This is a genomic window from Streptomyces sp. BE20 (assembly GCF_036322525.1).
Classification (GTDB): domain Bacteria; phylum Actinomycetota; class Actinomycetes; order Streptomycetales; family Streptomycetaceae; genus Kitasatospora.
Genome location: NZ_JAQYWW010000416.1, coordinates 1 through 26,882, shown reverse-complemented (window position 1 = coordinate 26,882; position 26,882 = coordinate 1). Strand labels below are relative to the sequence as shown.

The window sequence follows — 26,882 nt, the reverse complement described above, 5'->3', positions numbered from 1 at the left end:
GCCAGGGGGAGTTGCTTTCGGGGTCGGGAGGGAGGGGGGAGGGAGGTCACCTACAGTGAGGATCCTTGGCGATGGCGACGCCTCCCGCACCGCCCGTTCCGACCACACCACCCACCGTCCACCACTCCTCCCATCCCCCCGCGCCGTCCTCCGCCGAGGTCCCGCCGGCGGGCCACGGCCCGGTCCCCGCTGGTGCGACCGGTCCCGCCCCGGCGTCTCCGGAGCCCGCCCCGCCCGGCTCCCTCGCCCAGATGCTCACCCCGATCGCCCCGGCCCGTCCGGTCCCGATCGGCTCCACCACGACCCTCGGCCAGACCGCCGTGCCCGGCTCCGACGGCGCCGCGACGGGCGGGGACGCCAACAGCAAGAAGAGCGGCAAGGACGACGCCGCGAGCGTGGAGGGGCCGCTGTCCGCGCTGATGCGGTCGCTCGCCTCCCGGCTGGGCCGTACCGGCACCGCCACCACCGTCAAGCGCAGCCACGACGTCAAGGAGACCCGGGTCTCCGGCACCTCCACCAACACCACCAACGCCAACAAGTCCGACCGCACGGCCAAGAGCGAGAACAGCGCGCAGAGCCGCTCCAACCAGGACACCAAGTCGAGCCGGGACGTCAAGGTCGCTGACCTGAGCAACAAGACGTCGGCGCAGCAGGGCAAGACGAGCAGCGAGTCGAGGAAGGCCGCCAGCTTGGACGACAGGCGCGTCGACGCCCGCGACGCCAAGACATTGTCGGACGACAAGCGTGCTGACACCCGTGACGCCAAGACGTCGGCCACCAAGGCTGCGAAGACGTCGTCGGACGACAAGCGCGCCGACACGCGTGACGCCAAGACGTCGGCCACCAAGGCTGCGAAGACGTCGTCGGACGACAAGCGCGCCGACACGCGCGACGCCAAGAGTTCTGCGGCTAAGGACGCTAAGACCTCCAGCGCTGTGTCCGACACCAGGGCGGCCAAGAACGACGCCTCCTCCCGGACTGGCCAGGACGGCCGCACCAGCACCGGCGCGGAAACCAAGGCATCGAAGGGCTCCGACTCCAGGGCATCGACGGCCCCGGGGGCGTCGGGCGGCTTCGGACGGGGCGGCGGGAAGAGCGACAGGGAACCTGGTGCGGGCCGTGCCGGGAAGGACACGGCGGTCACGGATGCTCCTGCCCGGCCGGGCAAGGGCTCGAAGCCCGACGGCACGGATGGGCCGGCCGGTGTCGGTGTCCCCGTTCCGAAGCCGGGCGGTCCCGACCAGGCAGGTGCCAAGGCTGACAAGCAGAAGGAGGAGAAGAAGGGCGGGGCCGACCTGACGAAGCCGCAGGCCGGAACCGGGGCGGCCGGCCGGTCGGCGGGCGAGCCGCAGCCGGTTGAGCGTCCCCGCACGCAGTCCGCGCGGGAGGCCGGATACCGGGACGGGAACCGTGCGGCCGGTGCGGTCGGTCAGGCGCAGGCGTACCGGGACGGTGTGCGGGACGGCTGGTCCGACCGGCAGGCCGTGGACGAGGCCGAGCGTAAGAGGATGGACGAGGCCAAGATCCGCAACGCCCTCACTCTGAAGCCGCCGCCGAAGCCGCCGATGCAGTCGGCCGCCGGGTCGAGCGCCGACCTGGCCAAGAACGATGCGGGGGCCAAGGCCCCGGTGGTGCCGCCGAAGCCGACCACCGCGCCGGCCGTCCCCGCCCGGCCGAAGCCCGGTGTCGACCTGGCGAAGCCGCCGAAGCCGGGCGGCGGCGGCCCGGCCAAGGCGCCGGGCACGGAGGACACGGGGGCGCCGGCGGTGCCGCCGAAGCCGACGGCCGCGCCGGCCGTCCCCGCCCAGTCGAAGCCGGGGGCCGACCCGGCGCAACCGAAGCCGAGCCCGATCCCGAGCCCGATGGCCAGCACCACCGCGCTGGCGCAGGGATCCCCGTCGCCGGGGCAGGCCGCGGCCGATGCCGTCTCCGCCGCGATCCAGCCGGCCCCGCACACCCGGCCGGCCGACCCGGCCGCTTCGAGGAGGACGCAGTACCCGATGGCCGCCCCCACCACCTTCGCCGAGCCCGCCACGTTCATCGAGGTCACCCCCAGCACGGTCAGCTTCATCGCCGACGGCGAGCGGCGCGAGCTCGGCCGCAGCGAGGTACGGACCCTGAAGGGGTTCGAGAACCAGATGAGGGACCGGGCCGCCTACCTCAGGAAGGTCGCCGAGCAGAGCAGGACGGCGGTGGCCGTCGCGACCGAACACGCCCTCGCCGCCCAGAAGCTCCTGGAACGCACCAGGGGCGTCCAGGGCGGCGAGGGCCTGGTCCGCGTGCTGGAGCGTCTGGCCGAGCAGGCCGGTTCCCTGTGCGCCGCGGCCGAGGAGACCGAGCGCCGTGCGATCAGGGGCGCCGAAGAAGCCGGCGCGCTGGTCATCAACGCCGACACCCGGCACGGCCCCATCTACCAGGCGGTCGTCGACAGCCCGCTCACCAGTCCCGCCGAGCGGGAGTTCTACCAGGACCAGCAGGGAGGCTGACCGATGTCCGGAGCGAACAGGACCACCGGGAAGACCAAGGTGAGCATCGCCTACCGCGAGCTGAAGCGGGAGGTGAACACGCTGGCGAAGGCCGTCACCCGCGGGAGCGAGCAGCACCGCCAGCTCGCCACACACCTGGCCGAGGCCGCCAAGGACACCGGCCGCATCGCGGACAACATCACCGCCGTGAAGGTCGACACCGCCACGGTCGCCGAGACCCGCGAACTGTCCAAGACCATGCAGGGACTGGGAGAGAGCGCCGCCGGCTACGCAGGCCGGGCCGAGGACACCGCCCAGGCCGCCCGCGCGGCCGAGGGCGTCGCCACCACCACCCACGAGGGCATCCAGCAGGCCGCCGACCGTGCCCCCGTCGGCATGGCCGACCGCGGCTGGTACACCCAGGAATAGAGGAGCACACCGCGATGAGCACCGACACCACCCCCGCCGACCAGGCGGTGCGCAGCCCGACGGTCGAGCGGGCGGTCGCGGCCGTCGAGGTCGCTGCCCCGGCGCTGACCGCCGCGATCCTGCCCTTCCTCGACGGACAGGCCGCCGGCACCGTGTGCTGCCTGATGGCCGCCCCGACGGTGGTCGCGGGCGCGAACTTCGCCGGCCTCCTGTCGCCCGGGACGCTGGCGGCCGTGCCGGGCGGGGACATCCTGGCCGCGCACCGCCGGCCGATGTTCGTCTCCGCGGTGGCCACCGCCACGGCCGCGGCCACCGTCACCCTCCAGGGCCTGCCCGGCGCGGACGCCCTGCTCGCCGGGTGGATGACCCTGCCCTCCGTCACGGGCCTGGTCTCCGTCGCCTGGTGGGCCGCCGGCGGCTACACCGCGTTCGTGCTGCGCAAGGTGCTCGGCAACCGCCGCCGGCGCCGCGCCGCCACCCCCGTCCCGGCCGCCGCACAGCAGGCCCCGGCGGACCGGCTCACCCCGGCGCAGCGCGAGGTACTGGAGCGCTGGCACGCGCACATCTCCGGCAAGGAGGGCACCCACCCCGGGCAGCACCTGCAGCTCACCGCCCACGGCCCCGAGGCGTGGGAGGGCATCATCGAGGCGGCCCCCGGCCGTCCGGTCACCGTCACCGCGGAGACCCTCTCCGGGGTGTACCGGCTGCCGACGGCCTGGATCCGCATCACGGCGGGTCCGCACGAGTCGGCCCGGAACGTGCTGGTCCACACCGTCCAGCCGACCGAGCAGCAGGCGCAGCACGGGGAGTTGGAGAGCCTGTGGCTCCAGCGCGTCGGCAACAGGAGCGGCTGCATGCCGGGCACGCATCTGGAGGGCCTGGTCCATGATCCGGCCACCGGCGGCGTGGCGGCGTGGATCGTCGCCGACGAGGACACCGACGCGATCACCATGCCGGACATGGTCCGCATTGCCGGCGCCCTGCGTCGTACCACGTTGCTGGTGTCGGTCGAGTCGACGCAGGACCCGCGCCGGGCGATCCTGCGGCTGATGGACCGCTCCCCGCTGGAGACCGGCAAGGCACTCCCGGGGCCCGAGGCACTGCGCTCGAACCCGAACGGGTTCGTGCAGCTCGGCCTCGGCATCAGCGGCAGGCCCTCGCGTCTGCAGCTGTTCGACCCCCAGGGCGGCGCCCGCCACGCGCTGGTCGCCGGCGTCACCGGCTCCGGCAAGGGCGGTGTCCTGCAGCTGTTGTGCCTGAGCTACCACGTCAACGGGATCGCGATCATCTACGCCGACCCCAAGGGCAGCAGCAACCCGGACGTGGAGGACATGGCCGCGTTCGCGGGCACCGGCAAGGACGGCGCGATGGGCGCCCTGCGCCTGGCCTACGCGATCCTGCTGCACCGCATCGCCCAGTCGCAGGCTTTGCGGATGAAGAACTTCACCGCGACCGAGGAGATGCCGTTCATCGCCGTCGTCCTCGACGAGTTCGCCCAGCTCCTCTCCGAGAAGTCCGAGTACATGAAGGAGGCCGCCTTCGTCGTCGCGGCCCTGGCCGAGCAGGGCCGTTCGCTGGGCATGGCCATGGTGCTGTGCGGCCAGATTCTCAACCTCGACAAGATGGGCAGCGATACGTCGATCCGCGACAACATCTTCTACGGCGGGGCCTTGGTGCTCCTGCGTTCCGACGGGGCGCAGAAGCACAGGGTGGACCTGCCCGACAGCTTCGACGGCATCGACCCGTCGAGGATCCCCGCGTACTGGCGGACCGGCACCGACAGCCTCATCTACGACCCGAGCATCCCCGAGGACGACCCGTCCCGGACGTTCGGTGTCGGGTACGTCGTCGGGCCGGACGAGCGGGCGGAGATGATGCGGGCCTGGATCCTGGAGTCCGCCGCCGGCCTCTGGGACGAAGACGCCATCGCCTACCCGGCGGACTTCCCCGGCTGGGACGACCGCGACGAGATCGCCACCGTCCCCGTCGGCCCCGCCGCCGAGGACGGCGTCGACGGGGGCGGCGCGTCGTGGGCGCCCGGGCCCGCGCCGGCCTTCACCAAGGAACCCACCGCGAAGGACAAGATCCTCGCGGTCCTGGAGGAGTGGCGCGACCCGGCCGGCCTCGACGTCACCTACCTGCACATCGACCAGATCATCGACATGACCCAGGTCGCGAAGAAGACGGTCGAGAACAAGCTCACCGAACTCACCAAGAGCGGCGCGGTCGTCCGCAACACGCAGGCGTCCGGCGAGTACGGCCTGCCCCTGGCCGCCGATGCCAGCGAGTCGGTCGAGGCGTAGCCCGGCACTGCCCGCCCCGTTCTTCGCCCGCCCGGCCACCACGGCCGGGCGGGCGGCCGCGCACCCACACCACGCAGCCCCCGGCCGTCCGACCGAGGGCCTCTCACCCATGCCCCCAAGGAGGCACCCCGTCATGGCGCACACCCACCTGCTCCTCGGCACCACCGGCTCCGGCAAGACCCACACCCTCCAGCGGCTCGCCGCCGACCCCACCACGACCACTCGGGCCATCGAGCCCGCCCGCCACGCCACCCTGACCACCGTCGCCGACCTGTGCGCCGACTTCGACGACGCCGAGCAGATCCTCGACCAGGTCCTCGACCTCGCCCGCCGCCGCGCGCAGGCCTGCGTCGCCACGGGCAGCGAGGCCCACACCCCGACCGAGGACCAGCCGCGGATCCTGCTGCTCATCGGCGAGGCCGACCACCTCCTGCGTCGGCAGCCCGGCCTGGCCGACCGGCTCCAGGAGATCGTCACCACCGGTAGGCCGCTGGCGATCGAGACCGCCGTCGCCGCCAGCAACCTGTTCTTGGACGTGTGGCCGCTCGACCTGCGCGCCCAGTTGCTCGCCGGCGACATCACCATCCACGGCACCCCCGACCGGCACAGCGGTGACCTGCTGCGCGAGCGCATCGCCGACGGCACCGCCACCCTCCTGCCCCACCACACCCGCTCCCGCACCGCCGACTCCGCCGGCTTCGGCGGCTGACCGCTCCCGGCCCCTCCGAGGACCGGCGGCCCCACCCCGGATCCCGGCCACCACGGCCCGGCCCGGGGCGGGGCCGCCGGCCCCAGAAGGCGCCGCGGCGCCCGCACCGACCTACCCCACCTGCCGCCGACCCCGATCGGAGACCCGCCCACCGTGCTCGCCACCCGCCTCACCGACGCCGCCCTACGCGTCCTCGCCACCACCGCCAGCGCCTGGGAGGCCACCACCCCCCTGCGCCAGCGGGCCGCCACCACCTGGCGCACCCGCACCAGCCCCGCCCAACGCGCCGGACAGATCACCGCCACCGCGCTGGCCGCCGTCCTCGTCGCGTCCCTGACCATCACCCTCGTCACCACCGCGCTCCGCCTCGCCGCCGCCGCCGTGGCCGACCTCGCCCGCGGCTGCGCCCAGGCCGCCGCCTACCTGTGGCACAGCGACACGGCCGACGGCATCCGCGACGTCCTCCAGGTCCCGCTCGGCGCCGTCGCCGCCTGGCTGCGCCAGAACGCAGCCGGCCTGCCCGCCACCCCGGGCCAGGTGGGCGGCGCCGCCCTGGTCCTCGCGTTGGTCCTGTTCGTCGCGGCCCGGCGCGGCTCCACCGCCGCCCGCGCCGGCTGGGCCCTCCTCGGCGCCGCCGCCTGCGCGGCGACCTGGCAGACCGGCCCCGGAAGCGGGCGCACCGCGGCCGCCGCCATTACCGCCGGCGTCTGGCTGCTGTTCGCTCCGGCCGCGTACGCGGGCCGGTGGTGGAAGACCGAGCGCCGCACCCGCCTGCTCCTGAGCCCCGCCGTCGAAGAGGCCCTCGCTCAGCTCGCCGCCGTCCACACCCGGCCGGACACCACCCCGGCCCCGGCCTCGCAACCGGCTGCCCGGCCGGCGCCGCTGCCCCGCCTGAGCCCGCTGAAGAACCTGGCCGCCCTCAAGGCCCCCAGCCTGGCCGCCGGCGGCTTCCGCTGCCGCCACTGCGACCAGCCCCTCGCCTGGGCCGCCACCGAGGACGACCCCGAGCGGACCTGGCGCACCCCGGACGGCACCACCACCTGCCCCGGCGCACCCACGACCCCCGCCCTGCACCACGCCCTCTGACCTTCCGGACGGCCGGCCCCGCCCCCGGCCGCGCCCCGCCCGCCCCGCCGAACACCCGGCCGGGGCGGGCGGGGCGCGTCCGGGGGCGGGGCCGGCCGTCCGGCCGACCCGCGATCCACCTGGAGGACGTCGTGAACGCCACCGTGACCGTCACCGCCGACCCGGCCGGCCCCGAGGAGATGGGCGCCGCCGCGGTCACCGCCATCACCGAGACCCTCAAGGCCGCCGCCGCGAAGCGCCCGCCGGTCGACCGCCGGGCGCCGTGGCGGATCGAGGGCACCCCCTACAGCGCCGCCCGTCTCACCGTCGGCGACCTCGCCGCCCGCATCACGCGCCTGCCCGACCACCTGCTGGTCGTCTGCGGCGTCCCGCAGTGGAACCGCCGCGCCGCTGGCCGCTGCGCTCCGCCACCTGGGACGGCGCCCTGGTCCTGCACACCACCGCGCCCGACCCCGACCCGAACACCCCGGCCCTCGACCTCCACCTGCCCGCCCCCACCCCCGCCGACGGCGAAGCGCCGCCCGCACAGCCCGCCGTCGCCCGCCGCACGGGCCTGGCCGGAGTGCTGACGGTCGGCGACCTCGCCGCCGTCCTGGCCGGCCTACCCGACCACGCCCCGGTCATGGCCCTGGTGCCCGGCTACGTCGGCACCACCGAACTCGTTCTGGAGCGCGCCGACGACTACGGCGACTGCCTGCTCCTCGACACCGACTACCCCGACTGCATGCCCTTCGGCCCGGACGACGCGGACGACGAGGGCTGACCGGCTCCGTCCCGCCCGACAACACACCACCGCCACCCCGGAAGGCACCACCGTGAAGCTTCGTCTGCCCGTCTCCGCCCTCACCGACGCCGTCTCCTACACCGCCAAGGCCCTGCCCTCCCGCGCGCCGGTCCCGGTCATGCTCGGCATGCTCCTGGCCACCGGTGACGGAGGCCTGCGCCTGTCCGCCTGCGACGGCGAGGTCTACACCTCCGCCACCGTCTCCGCCGAGATCGCCGACGACGGCACCGCCCTGGTCCCCGGCCGGCTCCTGAACGACATCTGCTCCCGCCTGCCCAAGGGAGCCGACGTCGACCTCGAACTCGTCGACAACGGCGCCCGCCTCGCCGTCGGCTGCCGCGCCGCCCGCTTCACTCTGCCGGTTCTCCCCGTCGAGGAGTACCCCGCCGTGCTCCCCCTGCCCGACGCCGTTGCCACCGTGCAGGCCGGCGTCCTTGCCGACGCCGTCGCCCAGGTCGCCGTCGCCGCCTCCACTGATACCTCTCTCCCGACGCTGACCGGCATCAAGGTCCGACTGGACGGCAGCATGCTCCACCTGGACTCCACCGACCGCTACCGCATGACCCACAAGGAACTCACCGTCCAGCCCACCGGCGTCCTGCCCACTCCCGCCCCGAAGCGCGGCGGGAAGAAGAACGGCGACGACCAGGCGGCGGTGCTGGTGCCGGCCAAGGCCCTCGCCGAGGCCGCGAAGGCGCTGGAGGGCGAGCACACCCTCACCCTCCACTGGTCCGAGGGCCTGCTCGGCCTGTCCATCCCGGGCGGGCGCACCTACATGACCCGCCTTCTCGACGGCGAGTTCCCGACGATGGGCGGCTTCTTCGCCGGCGAATGGCCCATCACGCTGCGCCTGCCCGTGGCGGAGGCCGTCGACGCGATCCAGCGCGTCGCGCTGGTCGCCACCCGCAACACCCCCGTGCGCCTGGTCGTCGAGCGCGGCGGTGAGCAGCTGCGCGTCGAGGCTGGCTCGGGTGACGACGCGCAGGCCAGCGACCGCATCCCCGCCCACGCCACCGGCACCGACGGCGCCGAGGGCCTGGTCATCGCCTTCAACCCGGCCTTCCTGGCCGATGCCCTCAAGGCGCTCGGCACCAGCGAGGCCGACCTCCACGTGCGCGACCCGCACAAGCCCGCGTACCTGGCCGGCCGCCTCGGCGACGGCCCCGACGCCACCTACCAGCACCTGGTCATGCCCGTGCGCCTCTCCGGCTGACCACGCCCTCTTCCCGTCCTTGCCGGCCCGGCCGCACACCCCGCGGCCGGGCCGGCCCTCTTCATTGCTGCCCGGAGGAACCCGCTGTGCACGACCCCTGGCACGCCGACAAGCCCGTCAACGCGAGGTGGCTCGACCTCGCTGACCAAGGCCTACTCGACTACGACCGCGACCGCTACCGCATCCACGGCGTCCCCAACAACGTCGTCGAACTCATCTGGGGCGGCCTGCTCACCGACCACCCCGACGGCCCCCGCCTCACCGACACCGGCCGCGCCCGCCTCGCCGCCGAGCGCGCCCGCGACAACCCGGATACCGGCGCCCGGGAGTCCGACGCCATGCCCCCGCAGGCCGCCGCGTGGGTGCGGGAGAACGTCTGGCCCGCGAGCTGGCTGCGCAACTACCAGCACATCCCCGGCCCGTTTACGGACTGCGCCTGCCACCGGCCGCCGTCCGTCGAGTGCCAGGCCGGCCGCCACGGCGAATGCCGCCACGACGGCCGCCCGATCCGCGAGACCGTCATCCAGGCCGGCCCGAACCGCCACGCCCACCACTGCGAGCCCCACCAGCACGCGTCCCCGGACCTGCGCTCCGGCGTCAACGACCTCGCGTGGGTCTGGCTCGCCGGACCGCCCTGCCGAGAGCTCTGCCGTTGCGCGTGCCACCACGAGAAGCCGCTGATCCAGCAGGCCCGGGGCGAGACCCGGCCGGGCTGGTGGTGGGTGAACTGCTGCGGGCGGATCGTCACCCGCCGGGCGCTGAGCGACGACGCGTGGTGCCGCACCGCCGCCGACGCCCAGGCCCTCGCGGACTGGCACATCGCCAGCGAGAAAGGCCCCGCACCCGCCGACTCCCCCGGCCTGCCCGACCTCGCCCCCACCCGTACGGAGCGCGAGCAGCTCGCCTTCTTCTGAACCAGCCCGCCCTGCCCACCGCCGAAGAGCCACCGCCGTGCGCCCTAGCTGCCGAACGTGGAGGCCGAGTCCCGGCCTCGACGGCGGCCGCGCTCTCACCTGAACCGCGCTACCGACATCACCGCCTGTACCCATCGACTGGAAGGACCCCGCCCGATGCCCTGGGCCATATCCCGTGACGAGCGCCTCGCCAGGCTCCGCCAGACTCTGGCCGAGAAGGGAGCCGTCCAGAACACCCTGGTGCCCGGCACCCCCGCCCACACCGGACTGCAGCAGGAGATCGACGCGATCTGGGCCGAGATCAAGGTGCTCGAGGGCTCCTGGAGCCTCAACCCGAAGGCCGTCCTCATCGGTCTGCTGGTCATCATCGTGATCCTGTGGCGCCTGGCCACCTGATCACCCGGAAGCACATATGCAGCGGGGGCCCGCCACGACCGTGGCGGGCCCACCGCGAAGGAGACGCGCGTCAGGAGAAGTCGATCGGCGGCAGGTCAGCCGGCACGTCCGGCCCGTAGTCCCGCCGCATCGCCAACCGCTCCGCCTCGATCTGCGCGGCCATCGCGTCGTTCTCCTCCCGGAGGATCTGCGTATACACCACCCCGGCGGCCGGCTCCAGTGACAGGCCGGCCGCCACGCGGGCCTCGAGGTCCCGGGCGAGATGCCCGGCCAGGCGCCCCATCGGATGCAGGTACTGGCCGGTCAGGTCGTGCAGCTCCAGCAGTTCCACCACCGCCCGCAGCTCGCCGGCGCGCAGCGGCAGCATCACCACCTCCTCGGTGTCGTCCCGCAGGTACTCCCGCACCCGCGCGTGAAGAGCCCCCTGCTGTCGGTTGGCGAACCGCTGCTGCCACGGCTCACTGACGGTGGGGGAGAGATAGTGGGCGAGGCGATCGGCCAGGCCGGGCCCGCCGCCGGAGACGGCGTAGTAGGGGCGTTCGGCGCTGCCGGCACTCGCCGGGTCCAGCAGCACGGCCGACAGGAACGACATCAGCCTGGCCGGGGGCGGCACCTGGCCGTCGCTCAGCCACCGGACCCCGGCCGTCAGCTCCTTGCGTGGCCGCGACGGGTCACCGGTGAAGAAGAACCAGCCGGACACACAGTCCCATCCCAGGCCGCACAGGCCATCCGGCACCACCCGCTGGCCGATCGTGAGGTTCACCAACACGACGGCGGAGGGCTCCTGATCCCCGGAGCCGTGGACGGCGTGCACCGCCGCCGGGACGCCGTCCTCGGTCAGCGCCAGCGCCACATCGACGGCGTAGTGGCCCACACCGTGCCGAATCCGCTCAGACTCCTCGCTCACAACCACTCCCACCGCGTCGACCGGCTCTGCCGCACCAAGCGCTCCACAGTGACACACCCTCTCGCCACTCACCTGACCAGGAGACCGAGATGAACGAGACCTTCGAGACTGTCGCCGCCGCCGTCCTCGCCCGCTGACACCCACCCGGCACCCGGAAGGCCAGTCCATGAACCACACCACCACAGAAGACCTACTCGGCCCGGTCGAGCCCGGCGACCTGGTCGTGATGATCGGGGCCAGCGGCTCGGGCAAGTCGACCTTGCTGCGCTCCTTGCCCGCGCACCAGATCGTCAGCCTGGACCGGCTCCGCGCCCTCGCATCCGAGCCCGGCGACCAGGACAGCACGCCCGACGCCGTCCTGCTCCAGCACCAGATCCTCGCGATGCGCCTACGCCGTGCCAAGACGGTGGTCGTGGACAACACCTCGGTCGAGGCGCAGCACCGCCTGCAACTGGTGGAGTTGGCGCACCAGCACGGCCGCCGTGTGGTCGCGGCCTGGGTGGACGCTCCGCTTCGGACCTGTCTCGCCCGAAACGCCTCGCGCCCGGACCACCAGCGCGTACCGGAGGCGGTCGTGCGCTGGCAGCACCGCATGGTCCGCTCCGCCCGCGGGCTGCTCGCCGGCGAGGGCTTCGACGAGATCCGCCACCACCGCACCGCCTGACCGGACCATCACTCCGCTCACCACCGCGCCCCGCCCGCCGGCCCGCCAGGCCGGAGCAGCGGGGCGCGGTGGTGAGCGGCGCGGCCGCCCGGGCCCGCACCCGCAAGCGGCGCGGAGCCACCCTTCGGGCCCTGGACCTGACCCACCACCAGCCACCGCACCACCCACCGGAAGGAACCCCCGGAATGACCGAGCAGACCACCGACCTGCGGACCCGCGCGCTGCGCGCCCTTCTCGACCTCGCCGACCCGGCTGCCACCGTCGCTGCCGGAGCCGCAGCCGGCCTCACCGCCTACCGCGCCCTGGCGGCCCGCCCCGCCGAGACCCGCACCACCCTGGCACTCGCCGCAGCCGCCCTCACCGCCGTGCTCGCCGACCAGCACACCCACCACCTCCTGGCCCCGCTCCGGACCCGCCTCGGCATCACGCGCCACCCCGCGCCGACCACCGCGGTGCCGTCGCTGGCGCAGCTCGCCCAGGACTCCACCGCCAACTTGGCGGCGAGGGCGGCCGGCGGCGCGATCCACCTCGACCACGGCTCCGGCTGCCTCACCAGGCCGCAGAACTGGGTGGGGCGACCGGACGGCACGGCCAGGTGCGAGCTCACCCCCGGCGCGTACCTGCTTTACCAGCCGTCCGGTACGGACAGCGGACTCGCCGAGTACGCCGGTCGCCCGCGTTACTACGAGCTGGTCGCCGACGGTGAGTACCGCGTCGTCGTTACCACCGTCACCCAGCTCGCCGATCTCCTCCAGCGCCACGCCGACGGCCGCCCGCTCGACGGCAGCGACGAGGACGACCCGTGGGCCCCGGCCCCCGACCGGGACGCCGCCACCTCCCGGGCCTCCCGCACGAACGACGACGACCAGGACGACGACCGCGACCAGGAGGCCGACGCCTGGGCCGACGGGACCCTCTAGCACCACCCCGGCCGGCTACCCCGGCAGTCGGCCCACCTCTTCCACACCCGCACCGACCCGCCGCCCACCGCGCCACCCACCCGGTCCGGCCCGCACCGCGCGGGCCGGACCGACCCGTCGAAGGAGCCACCCCATGACCGCCGTCGCCCCGATCGCCCTGCGCGGCTTGTTCGCCACCGACCCCGACCAGAGGCTGCGCCCCGGCACCCCCACGACCGACTGGGAGCTGTGGCTCACCGGCCCGAACACCCTGCTGACGATGCCCGACCTCGTCACCGCCCTGATGGCTTCCGCCGAACACAACGCTCTCGCGGCCGACATCGACGACGGCTCCCCGCTCCAGCCGGTGTCCTACGCGGTCGTGCTCTTCCGCGGCTACGCCTGGCGGCGCGAGGGCGCGGCCCGCTCGGACGCCGGTGTCGCCGTCCCGTCGCTGTGCTGGACCGCCACGTGCGGCATCTGCGGCGACACCCCCGAGGACGAGTTCATCCCCCACCACACCAGCCCCGAGGCCGCCGCCGACGACTCGGCCGGCAGCCGCGAGTGGGGGCAGTTGCCCGACGGGCGGCTGGTCCGCGACCGGGACGACGACGCCCACGACACCGCCCGCGCCCAGGCCGCCGACGCCGACGCCGTGCCGGACGAGAACCAGCTCACCTGCCTGTAGACCCCGGCCCACTCGACGGAGGACCACATGCACCGACCCGTCATCACCCCCCGCCCCGACAGCCCCGCCAGCCAAGCCGTCGGCTTCGACCTGGACGGCACTCTCGCCGTAGACCAGGGGTGGCAGGGCGGCCGTATCGGCCTGCCCCAGCCCGGCGCCATCGACGCGCTGCGTGCCGTCGCCCAGCAGCGCGCAGTCTTCGTATTCACCGCCCGGCCGCTTCGGTGGCTGCCGGAGATCGCGGACTGGGTCACCTGGTACAGCGGGCTGGACGCCTTCGTCGACCCTGCCGAGGGCAGGGCTTACTGGACCGCCCGCGGGACGGTGCTCGTGACCAGCACCAAGCTTGGTGCGGCCTGCTACGTCGACGACCGCGCCGTCCACCACGCCGGCGACTGGGGCGACACTCTTGCCACTGTCGCCCGGGTCGTCGGCCTGGACCGCGCTGTCGGGGCCGTCCCGGCCTGATCTGAGCACCACGAAGGGCCCGCCTCCCAGCAACTTAGGTTCTAGCGGTCCTCGCAACACTCATGATCATGGGAGTTGCGAGGACCGCTAGAACCTAAGCAGGAGAGCGGGCCCCTCTGCGTTTCAGGACCGTCATGACGGATGAAGCCGGCCGCGAGGGAGGCGGGCCGTCAGCTGCCGGGGACCGGCGTTCACGGGTGGGGTGGTGTAAACGCCGTTTACCCCTGGAGTGCGAAAGGGACGGACACGCGGTCCTGGATGTGCCTAAACCACCCAGGCGCCACTATGGTGACGCCATGGCATCTCAAAACTCTGGGAGTGATCGGGAAAAGGTGGCGTCGAAGCTTCCTGTGTCCCTCCGTCAGGAACTCAAGACCCGAGCGGCCCAGCTCGGCATCGACATGCAGGACGCCGTCGCCCAGGCAGTGGAGCAGTGGCGCGCCCGTCCCGCCGACGACAACCCGAACATCGACACGTCCGGGGCCGAGAGCTGGAACACATGGCTGCCCGCAGGCCTGTACGACGCCTTTAAAGCCGACTGCACCGCCCGGGACATCTCCTTCGTCCAAGGTCTCGCCCAAGCTCTCCGTGTGTGGATCGACTCCCACACCGCCTCACTTGCAGAGCTGACGATCCCGCAGTACACGCGGCGGATCGTCGTCTGCAATCAGAAGGGAGGCGTCGGCAAGACCACTATCGCCGCCGGCGTGGGCCAGGCCATAGCGCTCGGCCTGCCCGCTACCACCGGCGCCTCCAAGCTGCCGGCACTGCCAGGCCTTCGCACCCTTCTTGTGGACTACGATCCGCAGGGCCACCTCACCTCCCAGCTCGGCGTCAAGCAGGTCCCCCCGGGCGAGGAGAGCCTGGTGACTCACATGGTCGACCGCGACCGCGTCGCCGGATCCCTGCTCGACCAGGTCGTCGCGATCGAGCAGGACCACTTCGAAGGGCGGCTGAGCCTGCTGCCCTCCAGCTTTGACGCGTTCCTCCTCGACTCCCGTCTCGGTTCCGTCCGTGGCCCCCGCGAGACCAGCCTCCAGCGCGCCCTCGCCCCGCTCGAGGATCACTTCGATGTCATCGTGATCGACGCTCCCCCGAACCTCGGGCTGGCGATGGACGCCGGCCTCTACTACGGCCACCGCCGCAAGAACGAGTCGGCCGGAGTCTCCGGGGTCCTCATCCCCGTCGAGGCCGAGGACTCCTCCGCAGACGCCTACGCCATGCTCGACAGCCAGATCCGCACCATCAGCCTCGACTACGAGGTCGACATCGACCGGCTCGGTCTCGTCGTCAACAAGTTCGACAAGCGCAAGGGCTACGTCGCCACCCATTCCCTCGAGAATTGGCAGTCCCTCGGCACACCCTCCGTTCTATCCGTCGTTCCGGACCTCAAGGAGCAGCGCGAGGCCGTCCACCTGAAGCAGCCCCTCCTCATGTACGCCCCCACAGCAACTCAGGCCCAGCGCATGCGCGAGATCCGACGGAGGCTGGCATGAGTATCGCCAAGAAGCTCCAGGGTGGTGGAGGATCCTTCGGGGCGCTGGCCCAGGGCGGCGCTCGCGGAGGCGAGGTGCTGGCGCGCAGCGAGGCGCTCGACGCGACCGGGCGGGTACGGCGCGCCTCGTCGGCTCCCGTGTCGGCGATCGTCTTCAACCCGCTCAACCCGCGGAGGACGATCGACGACGAGACGATCGCCGAGCTGGCGGAGAGCTTGAGCCGGCAGCAGATCGTCCCCGTTACGGTGGTCAGCCGAGGTGCCTTCCTCGACGCGCATCCGGGCCAGGTCGACGCGATTGGGGAAGCGGACTTCGTCGCGCTCGATGGGAACCGGCGTCTGCTCGCCGCGCAGCGGGCCGGCCTTGAGACCCTCCGTGTGGATCTCAACGACGACCTGGTGTCCACCGCGGCGGACATGGTCGAGGCTGCGTTGATCGCCAACGCGCACCGTGAGGACGTGTCGCCATTGGAGGAGGCTCAGGCGATCGAGCAGCTCCTGAGCACCGTGTATGACGGCAACCAGGCTGCCGTGGCGAGGAAGCTCGGCAAGTCGAAGGCTTGGGTGGGGCAGCGTCTGGCTCTGCTGCACTTGTCCACGGAGCTCCAGGAGCAGGCGGGGACCGGTGAGCTGGGCATCGAGGATGCCCGCCGGATCGGTGCCGATGCGCGGGCTGGGAAGCTGACCGCGGCCGAGCAGCTGGAGCGGGCGGAGGCGGCGAAGAAGGCCACTGCCGACAGGCAGGCGGCCAAGGCCGCGGCGAAGGCCGCGCGTGCGGTCCGGGGGTCGGTCGGCGAGAAGGCCTCCGCTGTGAGCACGCTGGCGCCTGCTGCCCGAGGAGCGGACAAGGGCGAGCATGGGAATGACGTAAACGCCGTTTACCCGCCGATCCCCGCGGGGCCGTCGCAGGGCGACTCACAGGATTCGGTCACGGACGTAAACGCCGTTTACACCCCGAGCGTGCCGGACCAGCGGGACGCCGCCATCGATGAGGTGCCGACGGTCACGGTCTTCCTGGTCCCGGCCGACCCCCGGGCGAGTGCACAGTCGATTCTCGACGCGATGGACCGCCGACAGGCGGTCCAGGTGGCCTCGGAGCTACTCGAGCTCCTGAAGCGTCAGACCGTGCCTCAGGCAGACTGACCCATCTCCATCACCTCGACGCGTTCGTGAGCGGCGCCCGGCTGAAGGCCGGGCGCCGCTCACGTTTGGCCCAGGCCCAGAGGCGCCGAACCTCCTCGTGTACGTCGGGACCGGTCCCTGGCGGGCCATCAGAACGAGAGCGGTGCGTGCGACCGTGCGGCTACTCCAGGAATTCCACACCCACGCCACGCCTGACCACGGCCTGATCGAGATCTACAACTCCGACGGCTACCTCACGGACTCCGACGCTTCCAGCCGCAGCCGGAAGAGCGCCGTCGCCGGCACCGGACCGCAGATCTACCTTCACAGCCCGTAGGGCACCGCCGCGGCGGATATCCTCCCGCGGGTGTGAGGCGGTCCCGCCCCAGCCGACGACACCTGAGGCCCGGAAGGTCAGGAACGGCTGCCTCCGGAGGTGCTCGCCGCCAGGGTGGTCATCCACGCCTTCGGCCCCCAGCTCCCCGGACGCATCGAGCTGCCCCAGCCCGGCCTCCATGACGCCAGACCCTTCCGGACGGGACGGCAGGCCGACGCCGACCAGGAGGCCGACCTCCTCGCACAGCTCGGAGCCAGGCAGGGCCGGTCAGACTCCGACACGGTATTCACCACCCACGGGCAAGTCTTGGAAGGCTACCGGCTGGACCTGTGCGGACCGCAGACTCTGAGCCCGACGCCGACTGGTTCGTGCCTCCCGCGCCGGCGTACCGCCGTGCACCGCACCGTGCCGGTGGACGTGCAGCCGGCGCAGGCCGGCGAGCCGGCGGCTGCACGTCGGGCGCCCGGCAGAGCCCAGAATGTCTACCACCCATTTAAAAGGTTATTTGTGTTCCTGATGCTGGGTGTGGAATGGTGCTCGGCGTGAAAATCACGATCACCGTTGAGGACCCGACCCCCGAGGTGCTGGAGAAGCTCCTGGCCCTCGCCTCCGCCCCCGGCGCCGAGGTGTCCGCCGAGCCGGACGACCGATGGACCGTGGAACGGGCCCGTGCCTACTACCAGCGTCTGCCGCCCCGCGCGCAGGCGATCCTGCTCAAGGTCGTGGCGAACGGCGGCGGCTGCCAGGCTGACGACCTACGGGGGGACGGCAGAAGCCTCCGCGGGTCCACCGGAGCCTTCCGGCGCGTTCTCACCGAAGGCGCCAGGACCGGCCTGTGGCCGGACACCCTGCCGGTGCCCGTGCAGTCGGTCCTCGTCGGCGGACAGCTCCAACGGATCGAGACACCCGCCGGCGCCACCAGCCCTCACCCGGTCTTCGAGGCCGCTCTACAGGATCTGCTTCCGTAGGGGACCAGGATCTTGGCGTCGTCGAGGAGGTACACGCCGCCGCCTGCGGCGATGACGGTGAGCGGCTGCTCGGTCGGCGCGATCGTCATGTGGTCGACCAGCGGGCCGCCGCGGCCTCGCGGGGCGACCTTCGCGCCCGGCGCCGTCGCCCCCGCCGCGCCCGGCACCATCGCCGTCGGCGGTGGAGAGCGGCCGGGTGCCGTCGCCGCGCTGGCGTAGCCGCAGGCGCGGGACCGGCCGCAGTCCGGCAACTTGGAGAGGGCCGGCCCGCGGCTGCCGAACCCCGGGCGGAAGCGGCGAGCCAGCTACGGCGCCCCCCCGCTTGCTGGGCTCCCCGTGGGATCACGGCCGCCTGAAACGACGGCCGGATATCGCCGAAAGCCCGATCCCCGCGCCGCTACGGGAAGGCCGGCCAGCTCTCTCTACACTGCCCCGTGGGCGAGTCAACCCGTCCGGCCAGCCACGAAGCCGGACGACGAGCGCCTCCGTCCTGTCGAACTCGGCTGGGATGCTGGCGCGATGGACGACGAGGCGCTGATGCGGGGCAGGGTCTACGGGGCTGGTCACCTCGGTTCGGGCGTTGTGCCCTACTATCGTCCGCAGTGTTCCGCTATCTCCAGGCCCGGGGTTGAGACATCCCCGGCGTAGCCCAGATCGGGAGCTCCTCTGTGAACAGCGACGCCGTCAACCGCCTTCCGGCACGGGTCTTTCGACTCATCGTCACTGGCGGCGGGACCGGCGGCCACACGTACCCGGCTCTCACCGCGGTCCGCGCGCTACAGGCCAGGCTCGCAGCGTCGGGCCGGGGCCTGGATGTTCTGTGGGTCGGTACTGCCGACGGTCTGGAGGCCCGGGTCGCTGCGAGCGAAGGGATCAGGTTCGCCGAGGTGGCGACCGGCAAGATCCGGCGGTCCAGCAATCCGCTCAAGATGGTCTCCGCCGCGAACATCCGGGACATGGGACGGGTTCCGCTCGGCGCGGTGCAGGCCCGCAGGATCGTTGCCGACTTTGCCCCGGACGTCGTGCTGGCGACGGGCGGCTACGTGGCGGTGCCGGTGAGCCTGGCGGCCCGGTTGTGCCATCGTCCGCTGGTGATTCATGAGCAGACGGTGCGTCTGGGCCTGGCGAATCGGCAGCTCGCCCGCCACGCGACGCGGTTCGCGGTGTCGTCGGAGTCGACGTTGTCGCTGCTGACGGAGTCGGTCCGAGCGGTCGCGGTGGTCACGGGCAACCCGGTGCGGCCGGAGGTGCTGACGGGACACCCCGAGAAGGCGATTCAGGTGCTCGGGCTGCACGGCTTCGACCGCTCCCTCCCGACGGTCTACGTCACCGGTGGCGCGCAGGGCTCGGCGCAGATCAACGCCCTGGTGCGGGACGTCATGCCGTGGCTGCTGGAGCGGGCGAACGTGGTCCACCAGTGCGGGCCGGCCAACGTGGCGGGGCTGGAGCCGGCCGTTCGGGCGCTGCCCGGTGCGCTGGCGGCCCGCTACCTGCTGACCGGATACGTCGGGCCGGAGCTTCCCGACGTCCTGGCGCTGGCCGACGTGGTGCTCTCGCGCAGCGGGGCGGGCACGATCGCCGAGCTGACGGCGCTGGGCAAGGCGGCCGTGTTCGTTCCCCTCGCGTCCTCGGCGGGTAACGAGCAGGCCCACAATGCCCGTCACCTCGCGGACGCCGGCGCTGCGGTTGCGCTGCTGGGCGAGGTGACGGCTGAGGGTCTGCGGCAGGTGGTCGAGCCGCTGCTGACGGATCCCGTTCGGCGCGCCGCGACGGCCGAGCGGGCCCGGGCGTACGGTCGCCCGGATGCAGCCGAGCGGCTCGTGGACGTCGTTCTGGACGCGGCCGCTGCCGGCCGCTGAGCACGGTTGAAGCCCTCGGCGCGGGTGTACCTCGGGCTTCAACGGTTTCACCGCTCAGGCATTGCGTGTGGACTGCGCCCTCACATCGTCACCGGCAACCCGGTCCGTCCAGAGCTGTGCACCAGAGATCCTCGCGCCGCCGGCCACAAGCCGGCCTGCACGGTTTCGACCCCACGCTGCTGGAGGCAGCGAATCCCGAAACACTGCGCACCGTTGTGGGCCCCCTGCTGTCCCAAGCCGAACTGCACGCCGTGATGGCCCAGGCCGCTCGTTCCCTGGGCCACCACGACACTGCCCGGCGGCTGACGGATGTGGTCCTGCCAGCAGCCGCCGGGCACCCCCGGAATCAGCTGCCAATGGCCGCGCCTCACCGCTGAGCCCCCGCAACCGCCAGCGACTCCTTGAGGGACTCCACCACGCCCACGGCCTCGTCCTCGCTCATGTGCGGGTGGAACGGCAGGCTCATGATCTCCCCCGCGATCCGCTCGGTCACGGGCAGCTCGCGGTACCAGGACGAGAACGCCCGCTGCTGGTGGTTGGGTGGGTAGTGCACCCCCACACCGATCCCCCGGGCACGCATCTCCTCGAACACCGCCTCCCGGTACGGCACCCGCACCACGCACAGGTGCGGCACGGAGTTGTCCACGTCGACGTCGACCAGCTTCACGCTGCTCAGATCGGCCAGCGTCGCCCGGTAGGCCCGCCACAGCTTCTTGCGGTCGGCCTGCGCCTGGTCGAAGTTCGCCAGCTGCACGTTACCGATCGCCGCGTTGATGGACGACATCTGCTGGCGGAACCCGAACCGCTCCACGGAGTAGGACGTGGTCACCGCGCGCCGGGCCTGAGATTCCACGATCCCCAGCCCGCGCAGGCTCCGCGCCAGCTGCGCCTCCTGGGCGTTGCGCGGCACGATCATGCCGCCCTGGCCGCACGTCAGGTTCTTGATCGGCCCGAAGCTGAAACACGTCAGGTCGCCCGTCGCGCCGACCCGCACGTCCCCGCGGAAGGAGCCGAAGGCGTGCGCGGCGTCCTCGATCACCGCGATTCCGCGTTCCTGGAGCGTGTCGGCGATGGAGGACAGGTCGATGGCCCGGCCGCCGAACAGCACCGGCATGACGGCGGTGGTAGCGCGGGTGAGAGCCCCGAGGATCTCCTCCGGCTCCACGCACAGGGCGTCGGGGTTCACGTCCACGAAGTGCGGGTTCGCCCCGCACGCGAGGATCGCCTGGATCGTCGCGCAGAACGTCAGCGACGGCACGACGACCTCGCTCCCCGGGCCGACGCCCGCCGCGACCAGGGCGATGTGCAGGGCGGCGGTGCCGGTGGTCACGGCGACGGTCTCCGGCACCCCGAGGAACGCCGCGACGTTCTTCTCGAAGGTCTCCGTCACGTCGGTGTGCCCGTACTGGCCGCTGAGCAGCACGGCGGCCATCGCTTCGGCCTCCCCGCCTAACAGGAACGGGCTGGCGTTGCGTGCGGCGTCGGGCCGCGAAGGGGTGCTCACGATACCTCCCGGATCGGTCGGACGATCGGTCGCAGCAGTGAGACCGCCCTGTCCAGGGCCGGGGACACATCCGCGGGCGACGGTCCGGCGGCGGTGATCATGCCGATCTTGTGGCCGGATGCGTCCAGTCTCGCGAGACCGCGCACCTGATCGCCTGGGCGGTGCGCGGCATCACCCCGCCCCAGCTCGCGAGCCGCGTCGTCCGGCCCCGTCGAGGCCCCACCCCGACGGGCCCGCAGCTCGGTGCCTCCGACCGTGCGGCCTTCCTCGATCACCTGCGCCGAACCGCCGAGACCGCCGCCACCGCCAGCGACCGCGCCACGGCATGCTGCGCTCGCGCACCGTCGACGTCCACTGCATGGATGCTCCGCACGACGGTACCGCGCGGCGTGCTCGCCCCGGGGCAAGTCCAGGGTGATGTGGAAGTCTCGGAGCGGGACTCAGGCACGTGCTGGCAGGAGCGCGTAGTCGTCGGTCTCCTGCGGAACCGCCGTCAGGTGTGGGCGGGCCTCGCGGGGGCCTTGATGCCGGTGACGGACAGGCCGGTCAGAGAGTCGAGGCCCGCTTCCGCGAGGGCGTTGCGGGCCGAGTCGTGGAGGGCGATCGCGGCGAGGTGCTGCAGGACCTGCGTATCCCGCCCGAAGGCGGGATACGCAGGTCCGGGCTCCCGCCTCCGCCGAGGTCAGGGGGACCTGTGCTCGTAGGGCCCGGTGACGGGCAGCCCCTGGCGGAGGTGGTTCGAGAGGGCGCGGAAACGATCGCGCTCCTCGGCCGGGTCGGCGGGCAGCGGCAGCCGGAAAGCCGTCAACAGGTCGAACCTGTGCAGGTTCACGGCCGCGTTGACCAGCCGGCCGTAGCCCTCGGCGGCGCCGATCGCGCTCCGGTAGGTGAGGACGGCCGCGAGCAGGAACGCCACGGCCAGGAGCGTCCACCGGCTGGGCGGGAGGATGACCGCCGAGAGGCCCCCCATCAGGGCGAGTGCCGCGGCCATCCGACAGGTGGTGTCCAGCTGGTCACGGGCGTCGTCCACGAGCGTCGCCGTCGACTCGGGGAGGAGCGCGTACAGCTCCGGCCATGCGGCCACCACGTCGAGGCCGTAGGTGTCGGCGGGCCGGTCCTCGGCCGCGCGGAGTGTGTTCCCGAGACCGGTCGGCATGAGCCGGTCCGGCGAACGCGGCAGCCTAGCCAGGCGGGCAGCGGCCGTGGCCATTGCCGACAGGTCTCCGGGGCGGGGGTCGACCCTCTGCTGCAGTGCGTCCAGCCGCTCCCAGCGCCGCCGCCAGCGGGCGACGAGCGGACGCCCCAGGACCGCGCCCGGGCCCCGCATCAGCGGATAACCCTCCAGCCAGCGGACCAACTGCCGCTGGAGCGGCTGCAGGACGAGCGCCGCGACGGTCACGCCCAGGAACAGCAGGACCCACTCACCGGGCACGAGCGACTTGAGCGAGCCGACCAGCCTCTCCCTGCTGGGCATGTGCGAGGGCGCGCCGGAGGCGAGCTCCGCCAGCACGGTTAGCAGGACGGCCAGCGTGGGGAGGGTGCCGGTGATCGAGAAGCGGCGTCCGTGGTCCTGGAGCAGACCGGGCGGCATGATGCCGCTCATCCGACCACCGCCAGGGTCCGTTCGGGATGCACCGGGCAGCGGGGCGCCCGGAGCGGATGGAGGATCATCGCGAGACGGTAGGAGCAGTCCGCCGCTGGGCAGCACATGGTGATCATCTCGTAGCGCACGTCACCCGGCAGGGCCGCGTGGTCGGAGGCCCCGTAGTCGCGCGTGCTCAACGCGGGCGGCGGAAGGCTGTAGGCGTCCCGGCGATGGAGCAGGCCGAGCGGTTTCGCGCCGGCGAGGACCGTCACCGCCGGTCGGTCGTCGTCCGCGTCGAAGTAGCGCAGGACGGCGGCCAGCACACGTGTCGCGTCCCGGTCGCCGTCCAGCAGGACGCCGGGGTGCGGGTTGGGCTGCGGCAGGGGCCGCAGCAGCGCGATGATCTCCGCAGCGTCGGTCATCGGTGCTCCCTCACGAGCTGGTCGAGTCGGACCGGTCCCGGGTCCCCCTGGCAGACGAACGCTGCCCAGTAGACGGGGTGCGGGTACTTGAGGCGCTGCGCCCGCCGGGCCGCCGACAGCGCCTCCAGCACGCCCGCACCGGCCATGAGCCGGGCGTAGAACTCCTCCATCAGCTCGCGCGTCTGCTTGTCGGGCACCTTCCACAGACTCATCACCAGGCTCCGGGCGCCGGCGAGCGAGACCCCCCGCCGCATCCCGAACACCCCGTCGCCGGTGCGGGTCTCGCCGAGCGCGGTGTCGCACGCCGAGAGCACGACCAGCCTGGTCGCGCCCAGGTTGGTGGCCGCCAGGTCGGCCGCGGTGACCACGCCGTTTCCCGCCGCGGGCGGCGGCTCCCCTCCGGCGAGCCACGTGTTAGCCCCGGCCAGTGCCAGGCCCGACCGCAGCATCGGATCGTCCAGTCCCTCACCGGACAGGCGCCGGAACGGGCCGGCCGGCTCGGCTGTGAAGTCGATCGGGGTGGCCAGGACCCCGTCGAGCGTCATCATCCGTCGCCCGGGGTCGGTCGGCCGCAGGACGTCCCCGGCCCGGATCTCCGCAGGATCCACCGTCTCCGGCTGGACGGCCGGCAGGAAGAACCCGTGGGTGGCGATGTGGAGCACCGCCGGGCCGCGCGCCCCCGTGACACCGCCCTTCACCGCGTCGCCGCCCAGCAGGGGCACTACGCCGAGCAGCCCAGCCACGTGCTCGGCCTCGGCGCGGGCGGCTGGCAGCCGGCCGAAGACGGGTACGGCGCCCTGCGGCGGCCGGTCGGCCGAGGCGCTCAGGTTGAGGTCCGGATCGGCCACGACGAGCGGAGGGCCGGCGGGGGCCAGGGGCGCGCCGAGGCGCAGGACGTCCCGCGCCGTCGGTAGGTAGCTGACGGCGTACTTGTCCATGACCAGGCGGTCACCGTCGAGCGGGACGGCCTCGAACGGGAGCCGGTTCAGTTCGCCGTCCGGAGCGATCAGGACGGCGCGCACGCCCGTGAGCTGTGGCAGCAGCGGCTCGACGACCGCCTCCCGGAGCGCGGACAGGACGGCGGCGTCGGTCGCCCTCAGACCGCTGAAGGCCGCGACCGCGTCGACGGCCAGAGCGTCGATCGCCTCGGCCGCACCGAGTGGGACGAGCACGGGGTCCGCGTCCCGGCGCAGGACGAGGGCCGCGTAGCGGTGTTCGCCGACGAGGGCGTTCGTCCGGTCGTTGGCCGCGTAGTCGTACGAGGCGTAGCGCCGCAGGTCGACCAGGGCGCTGTCGGAGGGCAGCGCCTCCGCGATCCGACGCCATGACAGCGCGAACGCCTCGCCGTCGGATCCGCCAAGGACGCGGGCCGAGATCTCGGATTCGATGGCTTCCAGACGGAACCGGTCCGCGACCAGGCCCTCCGCGTGGTCGCGCTCCATGCCAGCAGGCGGACCGGCCAGCATCCTGCTCCCGATGGCGGCGTCCAGGCCCGTGGCGTCGCGCCGGAGTTCGTCGAGCCGGGGGTCGTCGAGCAGGTGGGCGGCGCCAGCCCACGACCCGATCTCGCGTCGGACCAGGTCGGCCGTGGTCGCGAGCCCGGTGCGGTTCAGCAGGACGTCGGCCGCCAGCTCCGCGACCGCGAGGTCCCCCGCGCAGGAGGAGACGGCGATGTCCAGCAGCTGATGCGTTCGGTGCTGGGCGCGCGAGGCCGCCGCGAGCCACTCGCGCTGCGAACCGGTTCGGAGGACCGACCACAGCCGGGCGTCCTCGACGGCGAGTCCCTCCCGGAATGCCGAGACCGCCGAGGTGGCGTCGCCCAGTGCCAGTCGCGCTTCCGCGAGGTTGAAGAGGCTGTCCGCGAGACCGGACCTCTCGCCCTCGTCCGCCCGGACCGCGTCTACCGCCTGCTGGTAGAGGGCGGCCGCCTCACTGTCCCGGTGTGCCTTGAAGGCCACCCGGCCGCGGTTGTTCAACAGCGACCCGTGCTGCTGTGGCGGGGTCTCCTCCGTCACGAGCCTGGCGGCCTCGGCCAGAAGCGCTCCGGCCTCGTCGAGACGCCCCTCCTGCTCCCGCAGGGCACCGAGGTTGGAGAGGATCCGGAGCCTGAGCTGCGGGAGCCGCTCGGGGAGCCCGTCCAGGATCCCGAGTGCGTGCTCGTAGTGCTGCTCCGCGGCGCCGAGCGCGCCCCGCGTCTGGTAGGTGTGGCCGAGCGCCGCGACCGCCTCGGCGACCGACTGCCGCCTCCCGAGGGCCGAGTACAGGCCGATCGCCTCCTGGAACGCCCGCTCCGAGCCGAGGATGTCGCCTCGGCCACGGTGGACGACACCGAGGGAGAAGAGCGCGTCCGCCACGGCCGCCGCGTCCGTCGTCGGGGTGAGCCAAACCGGCTCGCCGGGGGATTCGAGGCTCAGGCTGGTGAGCTGGGAAGCCCTTTCGAGGTGGTGCGCGGCTCCGGGTGCATCGGAGAACGCCAGCAGCAGCCGCCCGAGCCGAAGGTGCGCCGCGATGCGCAGCGGGCGGCCGTCAGCGAGGTGCTCCGCCCACGCCACGGCGCTGCTCCAGTGCCGTACGGCCGCGTCGCCCTCACCCAGTCGCGCGGACAACTCGCCCAGCACGTAGTGGGCCGCGGCGCGCTGGGAGGAGTCCTCGGCGTCGTTCGGGCCATCCCCGGGCAGGCCGCCGGCCACTTCCTCGTACAGGGCCCGGGCCGCGTCGACGGCGCCCGCCGCGAGCTCCAGGCGTGCCGAGTCGTTCAGCGCCAGCACGAGGTCCGGGTGCCGCCCGGGCAAGTATCCGCGCCGCGCCAGGAGGATGTACTCCGCCATCTCCCGGGCCAGGTCGTCCTGTCCGACCCGCTCGGCGAAGAGCATGACCGTGGTCGCCCGCTCCACGATTGGCGGGCCGTCGCCCTGGACGACCCGCAGGAAGGCCCACATCGTGCGGGCGAGCGACAGTATCGCGCCGAGCTCACCCGCGCGGAACCCGGCGAATATCAAATCGTCCGCAGTGGTGAGGAGTTCGACGTCGGGTGCGCGCCTCAGCCGTTCCTCTAGAACCGCCGCCGCCCGGGCGAGGTCCCCCCCGGCCCTGAACGCCGCGGCGTCGTCCAGCACCCGCTGCTTGTCCCGAGCATCGTCCGCGCCCACCGCACCCCCCTCGCAGGCAGGACTCGTGCGGCATCCGGAGCCCCGTGGCAACGAGGCTAGAGGAGATCCGACGATCCGTCAGCCGTTCGCGTCCCCTCAGCCGCTGGCGATCCTGCGCCCGGTGATCTCGTCCGCCCGCACACGCACCCAGAGCGGCCACTCCCTCCGGCCCACGGCCCGCGCAGCTCCGACAGCCGCCGCACCTCGCCGGCGTTGGTCACGTGCCGTGCCTCCCCCGGATCAGCACGCTCCAGCCCCGGCTGAGCCGGTCGTCGAGGCGGCTCGCGGGCCGGCCGGTGACGACCAGGGCCGTTACGGTGCCTGCCGTCCGTATCTTCCGGAGGCCTGGGCGGCGACGAACGCCAACGTCCCGGTTTAAGAAGTGATCTCATTTGGTGATTCTGCGGTTGCAGATGAGGGTGGCGGCGATGGTGGCGAAGGCCGCGAAGTGGGTGCCCTTGCGTTCGTAGCGGCGGTGGAGTCGGCGGAAGCCGCCGAGCCAGGCGACGGTCCTTT

25 protein-coding genes and 1 pseudogene are annotated in these 26,882 nt (G+C 73.0%); 20 read left to right on the top strand and 6 right to left on the bottom strand.

The window, feature by feature from the left end; all coding sequences use genetic code 11:
• The first annotated feature begins 71 nt into the window (after nt 1-71).
• From PUR61_RS03190 to PUR61_RS03145, 10 genes are all read left to right on the top strand, one after another.
• Entirely contained in the window at nt 72-2,486 is a 2,415-nt protein-coding gene (locus PUR61_RS03190) for a hypothetical protein (RefSeq protein WP_329875364.1), read from the top strand.
• Between the two features lie 3 nt (nt 2,487-2,489).
• Nucleotides 2,490-2,894 (top strand): hypothetical protein, encoded by a 405-nt coding sequence (locus tag PUR61_RS03185; RefSeq protein ID WP_329875362.1) that lies wholly within the window; start codon nt 2,490-2,492, stop codon nt 2,892-2,894.
• A gap of 14 nt (nt 2,895-2,908) precedes the next feature.
• Complete coding sequence (locus tag PUR61_RS03180; protein ID WP_329875360.1) at nt 2,909-5,197, top strand: hypothetical protein; 2,289 nt, start codon at nt 2,909-2,911, stop codon at nt 5,195-5,197.
• 133 nt (nt 5,198-5,330) lie between these two features.
• On the top strand, nt 5,331-5,906 hold the full coding sequence (locus PUR61_RS03175) for an ATP-binding protein (protein WP_329875359.1): 576 nt from the start codon (nt 5,331-5,333) through the stop codon (nt 5,904-5,906).
• Nucleotides 5,907-6,059: 153 nt separating this feature from the next.
• The gene (locus tag PUR61_RS03170; protein WP_329875357.1) at nt 6,060-6,992 is read left to right on the top strand and encodes a hypothetical protein; all 933 of its coding nucleotides are present in this window, start codon (nt 6,060-6,062) and stop codon (nt 6,990-6,992) included.
• A gap of 131 nt (nt 6,993-7,123) precedes the next feature.
• Nucleotides 7,124-7,561: a hypothetical protein gene (locus tag PUR61_RS03165; RefSeq protein ID WP_329875356.1), complete on the top strand. Its 438-nt coding sequence runs from the start codon at nt 7,124-7,126 to the stop codon at nt 7,559-7,561.
• Nucleotides 7,555-7,755 carry a hypothetical protein gene (locus PUR61_RS03160; protein WP_329875354.1) on the top strand — a complete coding sequence of 67 codons (201 nt, stop codon included), beginning with the start codon at nt 7,555-7,557 and terminating at the stop codon, nt 7,753-7,755. Before PUR61_RS03165 ends, PUR61_RS03160 begins: the two co-directional genes overlap by 7 nt.
• Nucleotides 7,756-7,807: 52 nt before the next feature.
• Complete coding sequence (gene dnaN, locus PUR61_RS03155; protein ID WP_329875352.1) at nt 7,808-8,989, top strand: DNA polymerase III subunit beta; 1,182 nt, start codon at nt 7,808-7,810, stop codon at nt 8,987-8,989.
• Between the two features lie 86 nt (nt 8,990-9,075).
• Nucleotides 9,076-9,903, top strand: a complete 828-nt coding sequence (locus tag PUR61_RS03150) for a hypothetical protein (protein ID WP_329875351.1) — start codon at nt 9,076-9,078, stop codon at nt 9,901-9,903.
• A 156-nt stretch (nt 9,904-10,059) separates the two neighbouring features.
• Entirely contained in the window at nt 10,060-10,299 is a 240-nt protein-coding gene (locus tag PUR61_RS03145; protein WP_329875350.1) for a hypothetical protein, read from the top strand.
• A 70-nt stretch (nt 10,300-10,369) separates the two neighbouring features.
• Here the strand turns inward: PUR61_RS03145 and PUR61_RS03140 are convergent, their stop codons facing one another.
• On the bottom strand, nt 10,370-11,206 hold the full coding sequence (locus PUR61_RS03140; protein ID WP_329875349.1) for a hypothetical protein: 837 nt from the start codon (nt 11,204-11,206) through the stop codon (nt 10,370-10,372).
• Between the two features lie 166 nt (nt 11,207-11,372).
• Between PUR61_RS03140 and PUR61_RS03135 the strand changes: the two genes are divergently transcribed.
• The 10 genes from PUR61_RS03135 to PUR61_RS03090 all read left to right on the top strand — a co-directional run bounded on the left by PUR61_RS03135 (nt 11,373) and on the right by PUR61_RS03090 (nt 19,706).
• Nucleotides 11,373-11,870 (top strand): AAA family ATPase, encoded by a 498-nt coding sequence (locus PUR61_RS03135; protein WP_329875348.1) that lies wholly within the window; start codon nt 11,373-11,375, stop codon nt 11,868-11,870.
• Between the two features lie 185 nt (nt 11,871-12,055).
• Complete coding sequence (locus PUR61_RS03130; RefSeq protein ID WP_329875347.1) at nt 12,056-12,790, top strand: hypothetical protein; 735 nt, start codon at nt 12,056-12,058, stop codon at nt 12,788-12,790.
• Between the two features lie 133 nt (nt 12,791-12,923).
• Nucleotides 12,924-13,457 (top strand): hypothetical protein, encoded by a 534-nt coding sequence (locus tag PUR61_RS03125; RefSeq protein ID WP_329875346.1) that lies wholly within the window; start codon nt 12,924-12,926, stop codon nt 13,455-13,457.
• Nucleotides 13,458-13,484: 27 nt separating this feature from the next.
• Entirely contained in the window at nt 13,485-13,925 is a 441-nt protein-coding gene (locus tag PUR61_RS03120; RefSeq protein WP_329875344.1) for a hypothetical protein, read from the top strand.
• A gap of 296 nt (nt 13,926-14,221) precedes the next feature.
• Nucleotides 14,222-15,421: a ParA family protein gene (locus PUR61_RS03115; RefSeq protein ID WP_329875342.1), complete on the top strand. Its 1,200-nt coding sequence runs from the start codon at nt 14,222-14,224 to the stop codon at nt 15,419-15,421.
• Nucleotides 15,418-16,563, top strand: a complete 1,146-nt coding sequence (locus PUR61_RS03110) for a ParB/RepB/Spo0J family partition protein (RefSeq protein ID WP_329875340.1) — start codon at nt 15,418-15,420, stop codon at nt 16,561-16,563. The genes PUR61_RS03115 and PUR61_RS03110 overlap by 4 nt, the downstream gene beginning before the upstream one ends.
• A 142-nt stretch (nt 16,564-16,705) precedes the next feature.
• Nucleotides 16,706-16,879: a hypothetical protein gene (locus tag PUR61_RS03105; protein ID WP_329875338.1), complete on the top strand. Its 174-nt coding sequence runs from the start codon at nt 16,706-16,708 to the stop codon at nt 16,877-16,879.
• A 542-nt stretch (nt 16,880-17,421) separates the two neighbouring features.
• Nucleotides 17,422-17,847, top strand: a complete 426-nt coding sequence (locus PUR61_RS03100; protein WP_329875336.1) for a hypothetical protein — start codon at nt 17,422-17,424, stop codon at nt 17,845-17,847.
• Nucleotides 17,848-17,898: 51 nt separating this feature from the next.
• On the top strand, nt 17,899-18,066 hold the full coding sequence (locus PUR61_RS03095; RefSeq protein ID WP_329875334.1) for a hypothetical protein: 168 nt from the start codon (nt 17,899-17,901) through the stop codon (nt 18,064-18,066).
• Nucleotides 18,067-18,515: 449 nt separating this feature from the next.
• A complete protein-coding gene (locus PUR61_RS03090) occupies nt 18,516-19,706 on the top strand; it encodes a UDP-N-acetylglucosamine--N-acetylmuramyl-(pentapeptide) pyrophosphoryl-undecaprenol N-acetylglucosamine transferase (protein WP_329875332.1) in 1,191 nt (396 codons plus the stop codon).
• Nucleotides 19,707-20,073: 367 nt separating this feature from the next.
• Here PUR61_RS03090 and PUR61_RS03085 read toward each other — a convergent pair whose 3' ends face one another.
• The 5 genes and pseudogenes from PUR61_RS03085 to PUR61_RS03065 form a co-directional block, all read right to left on the bottom strand.
• Nucleotides 20,074-21,210, bottom strand: a complete 1,137-nt coding sequence (locus PUR61_RS03085; protein ID WP_329875330.1) for a DegT/DnrJ/EryC1/StrS family aminotransferase — start codon at nt 21,208-21,210, stop codon at nt 20,074-20,076.
• Nucleotides 21,211-21,892: 682 nt separating this feature from the next.
• Entirely contained in the window at nt 21,893-22,813 is a 921-nt protein-coding gene (locus PUR61_RS03080) for a hypothetical protein (RefSeq protein ID WP_329875329.1), read from the bottom strand.
• Nucleotides 22,810-23,217, bottom strand: coding sequence for a hypothetical protein (locus PUR61_RS03075; RefSeq protein WP_329875327.1), 408 nt, complete (start codon nt 23,215-23,217; stop codon nt 22,810-22,812). Before PUR61_RS03075 ends, PUR61_RS03080 begins: the two co-directional genes overlap by 4 nt.
• Nucleotides 23,214-26,366, bottom strand: coding sequence for a CHAT domain-containing tetratricopeptide repeat protein (locus tag PUR61_RS03070; RefSeq protein WP_329875325.1), 3,153 nt, complete (start codon nt 26,364-26,366; stop codon nt 23,214-23,216). The genes PUR61_RS03075 and PUR61_RS03070 overlap by 4 nt, the downstream gene beginning before the upstream one ends.
• 388 nt (nt 26,367-26,754) lie before the next feature.
• Nucleotides 26,755-26,882, bottom strand: a pseudogene (locus PUR61_RS03065) (IS5/IS1182 family transposase); the annotation flags it as partial.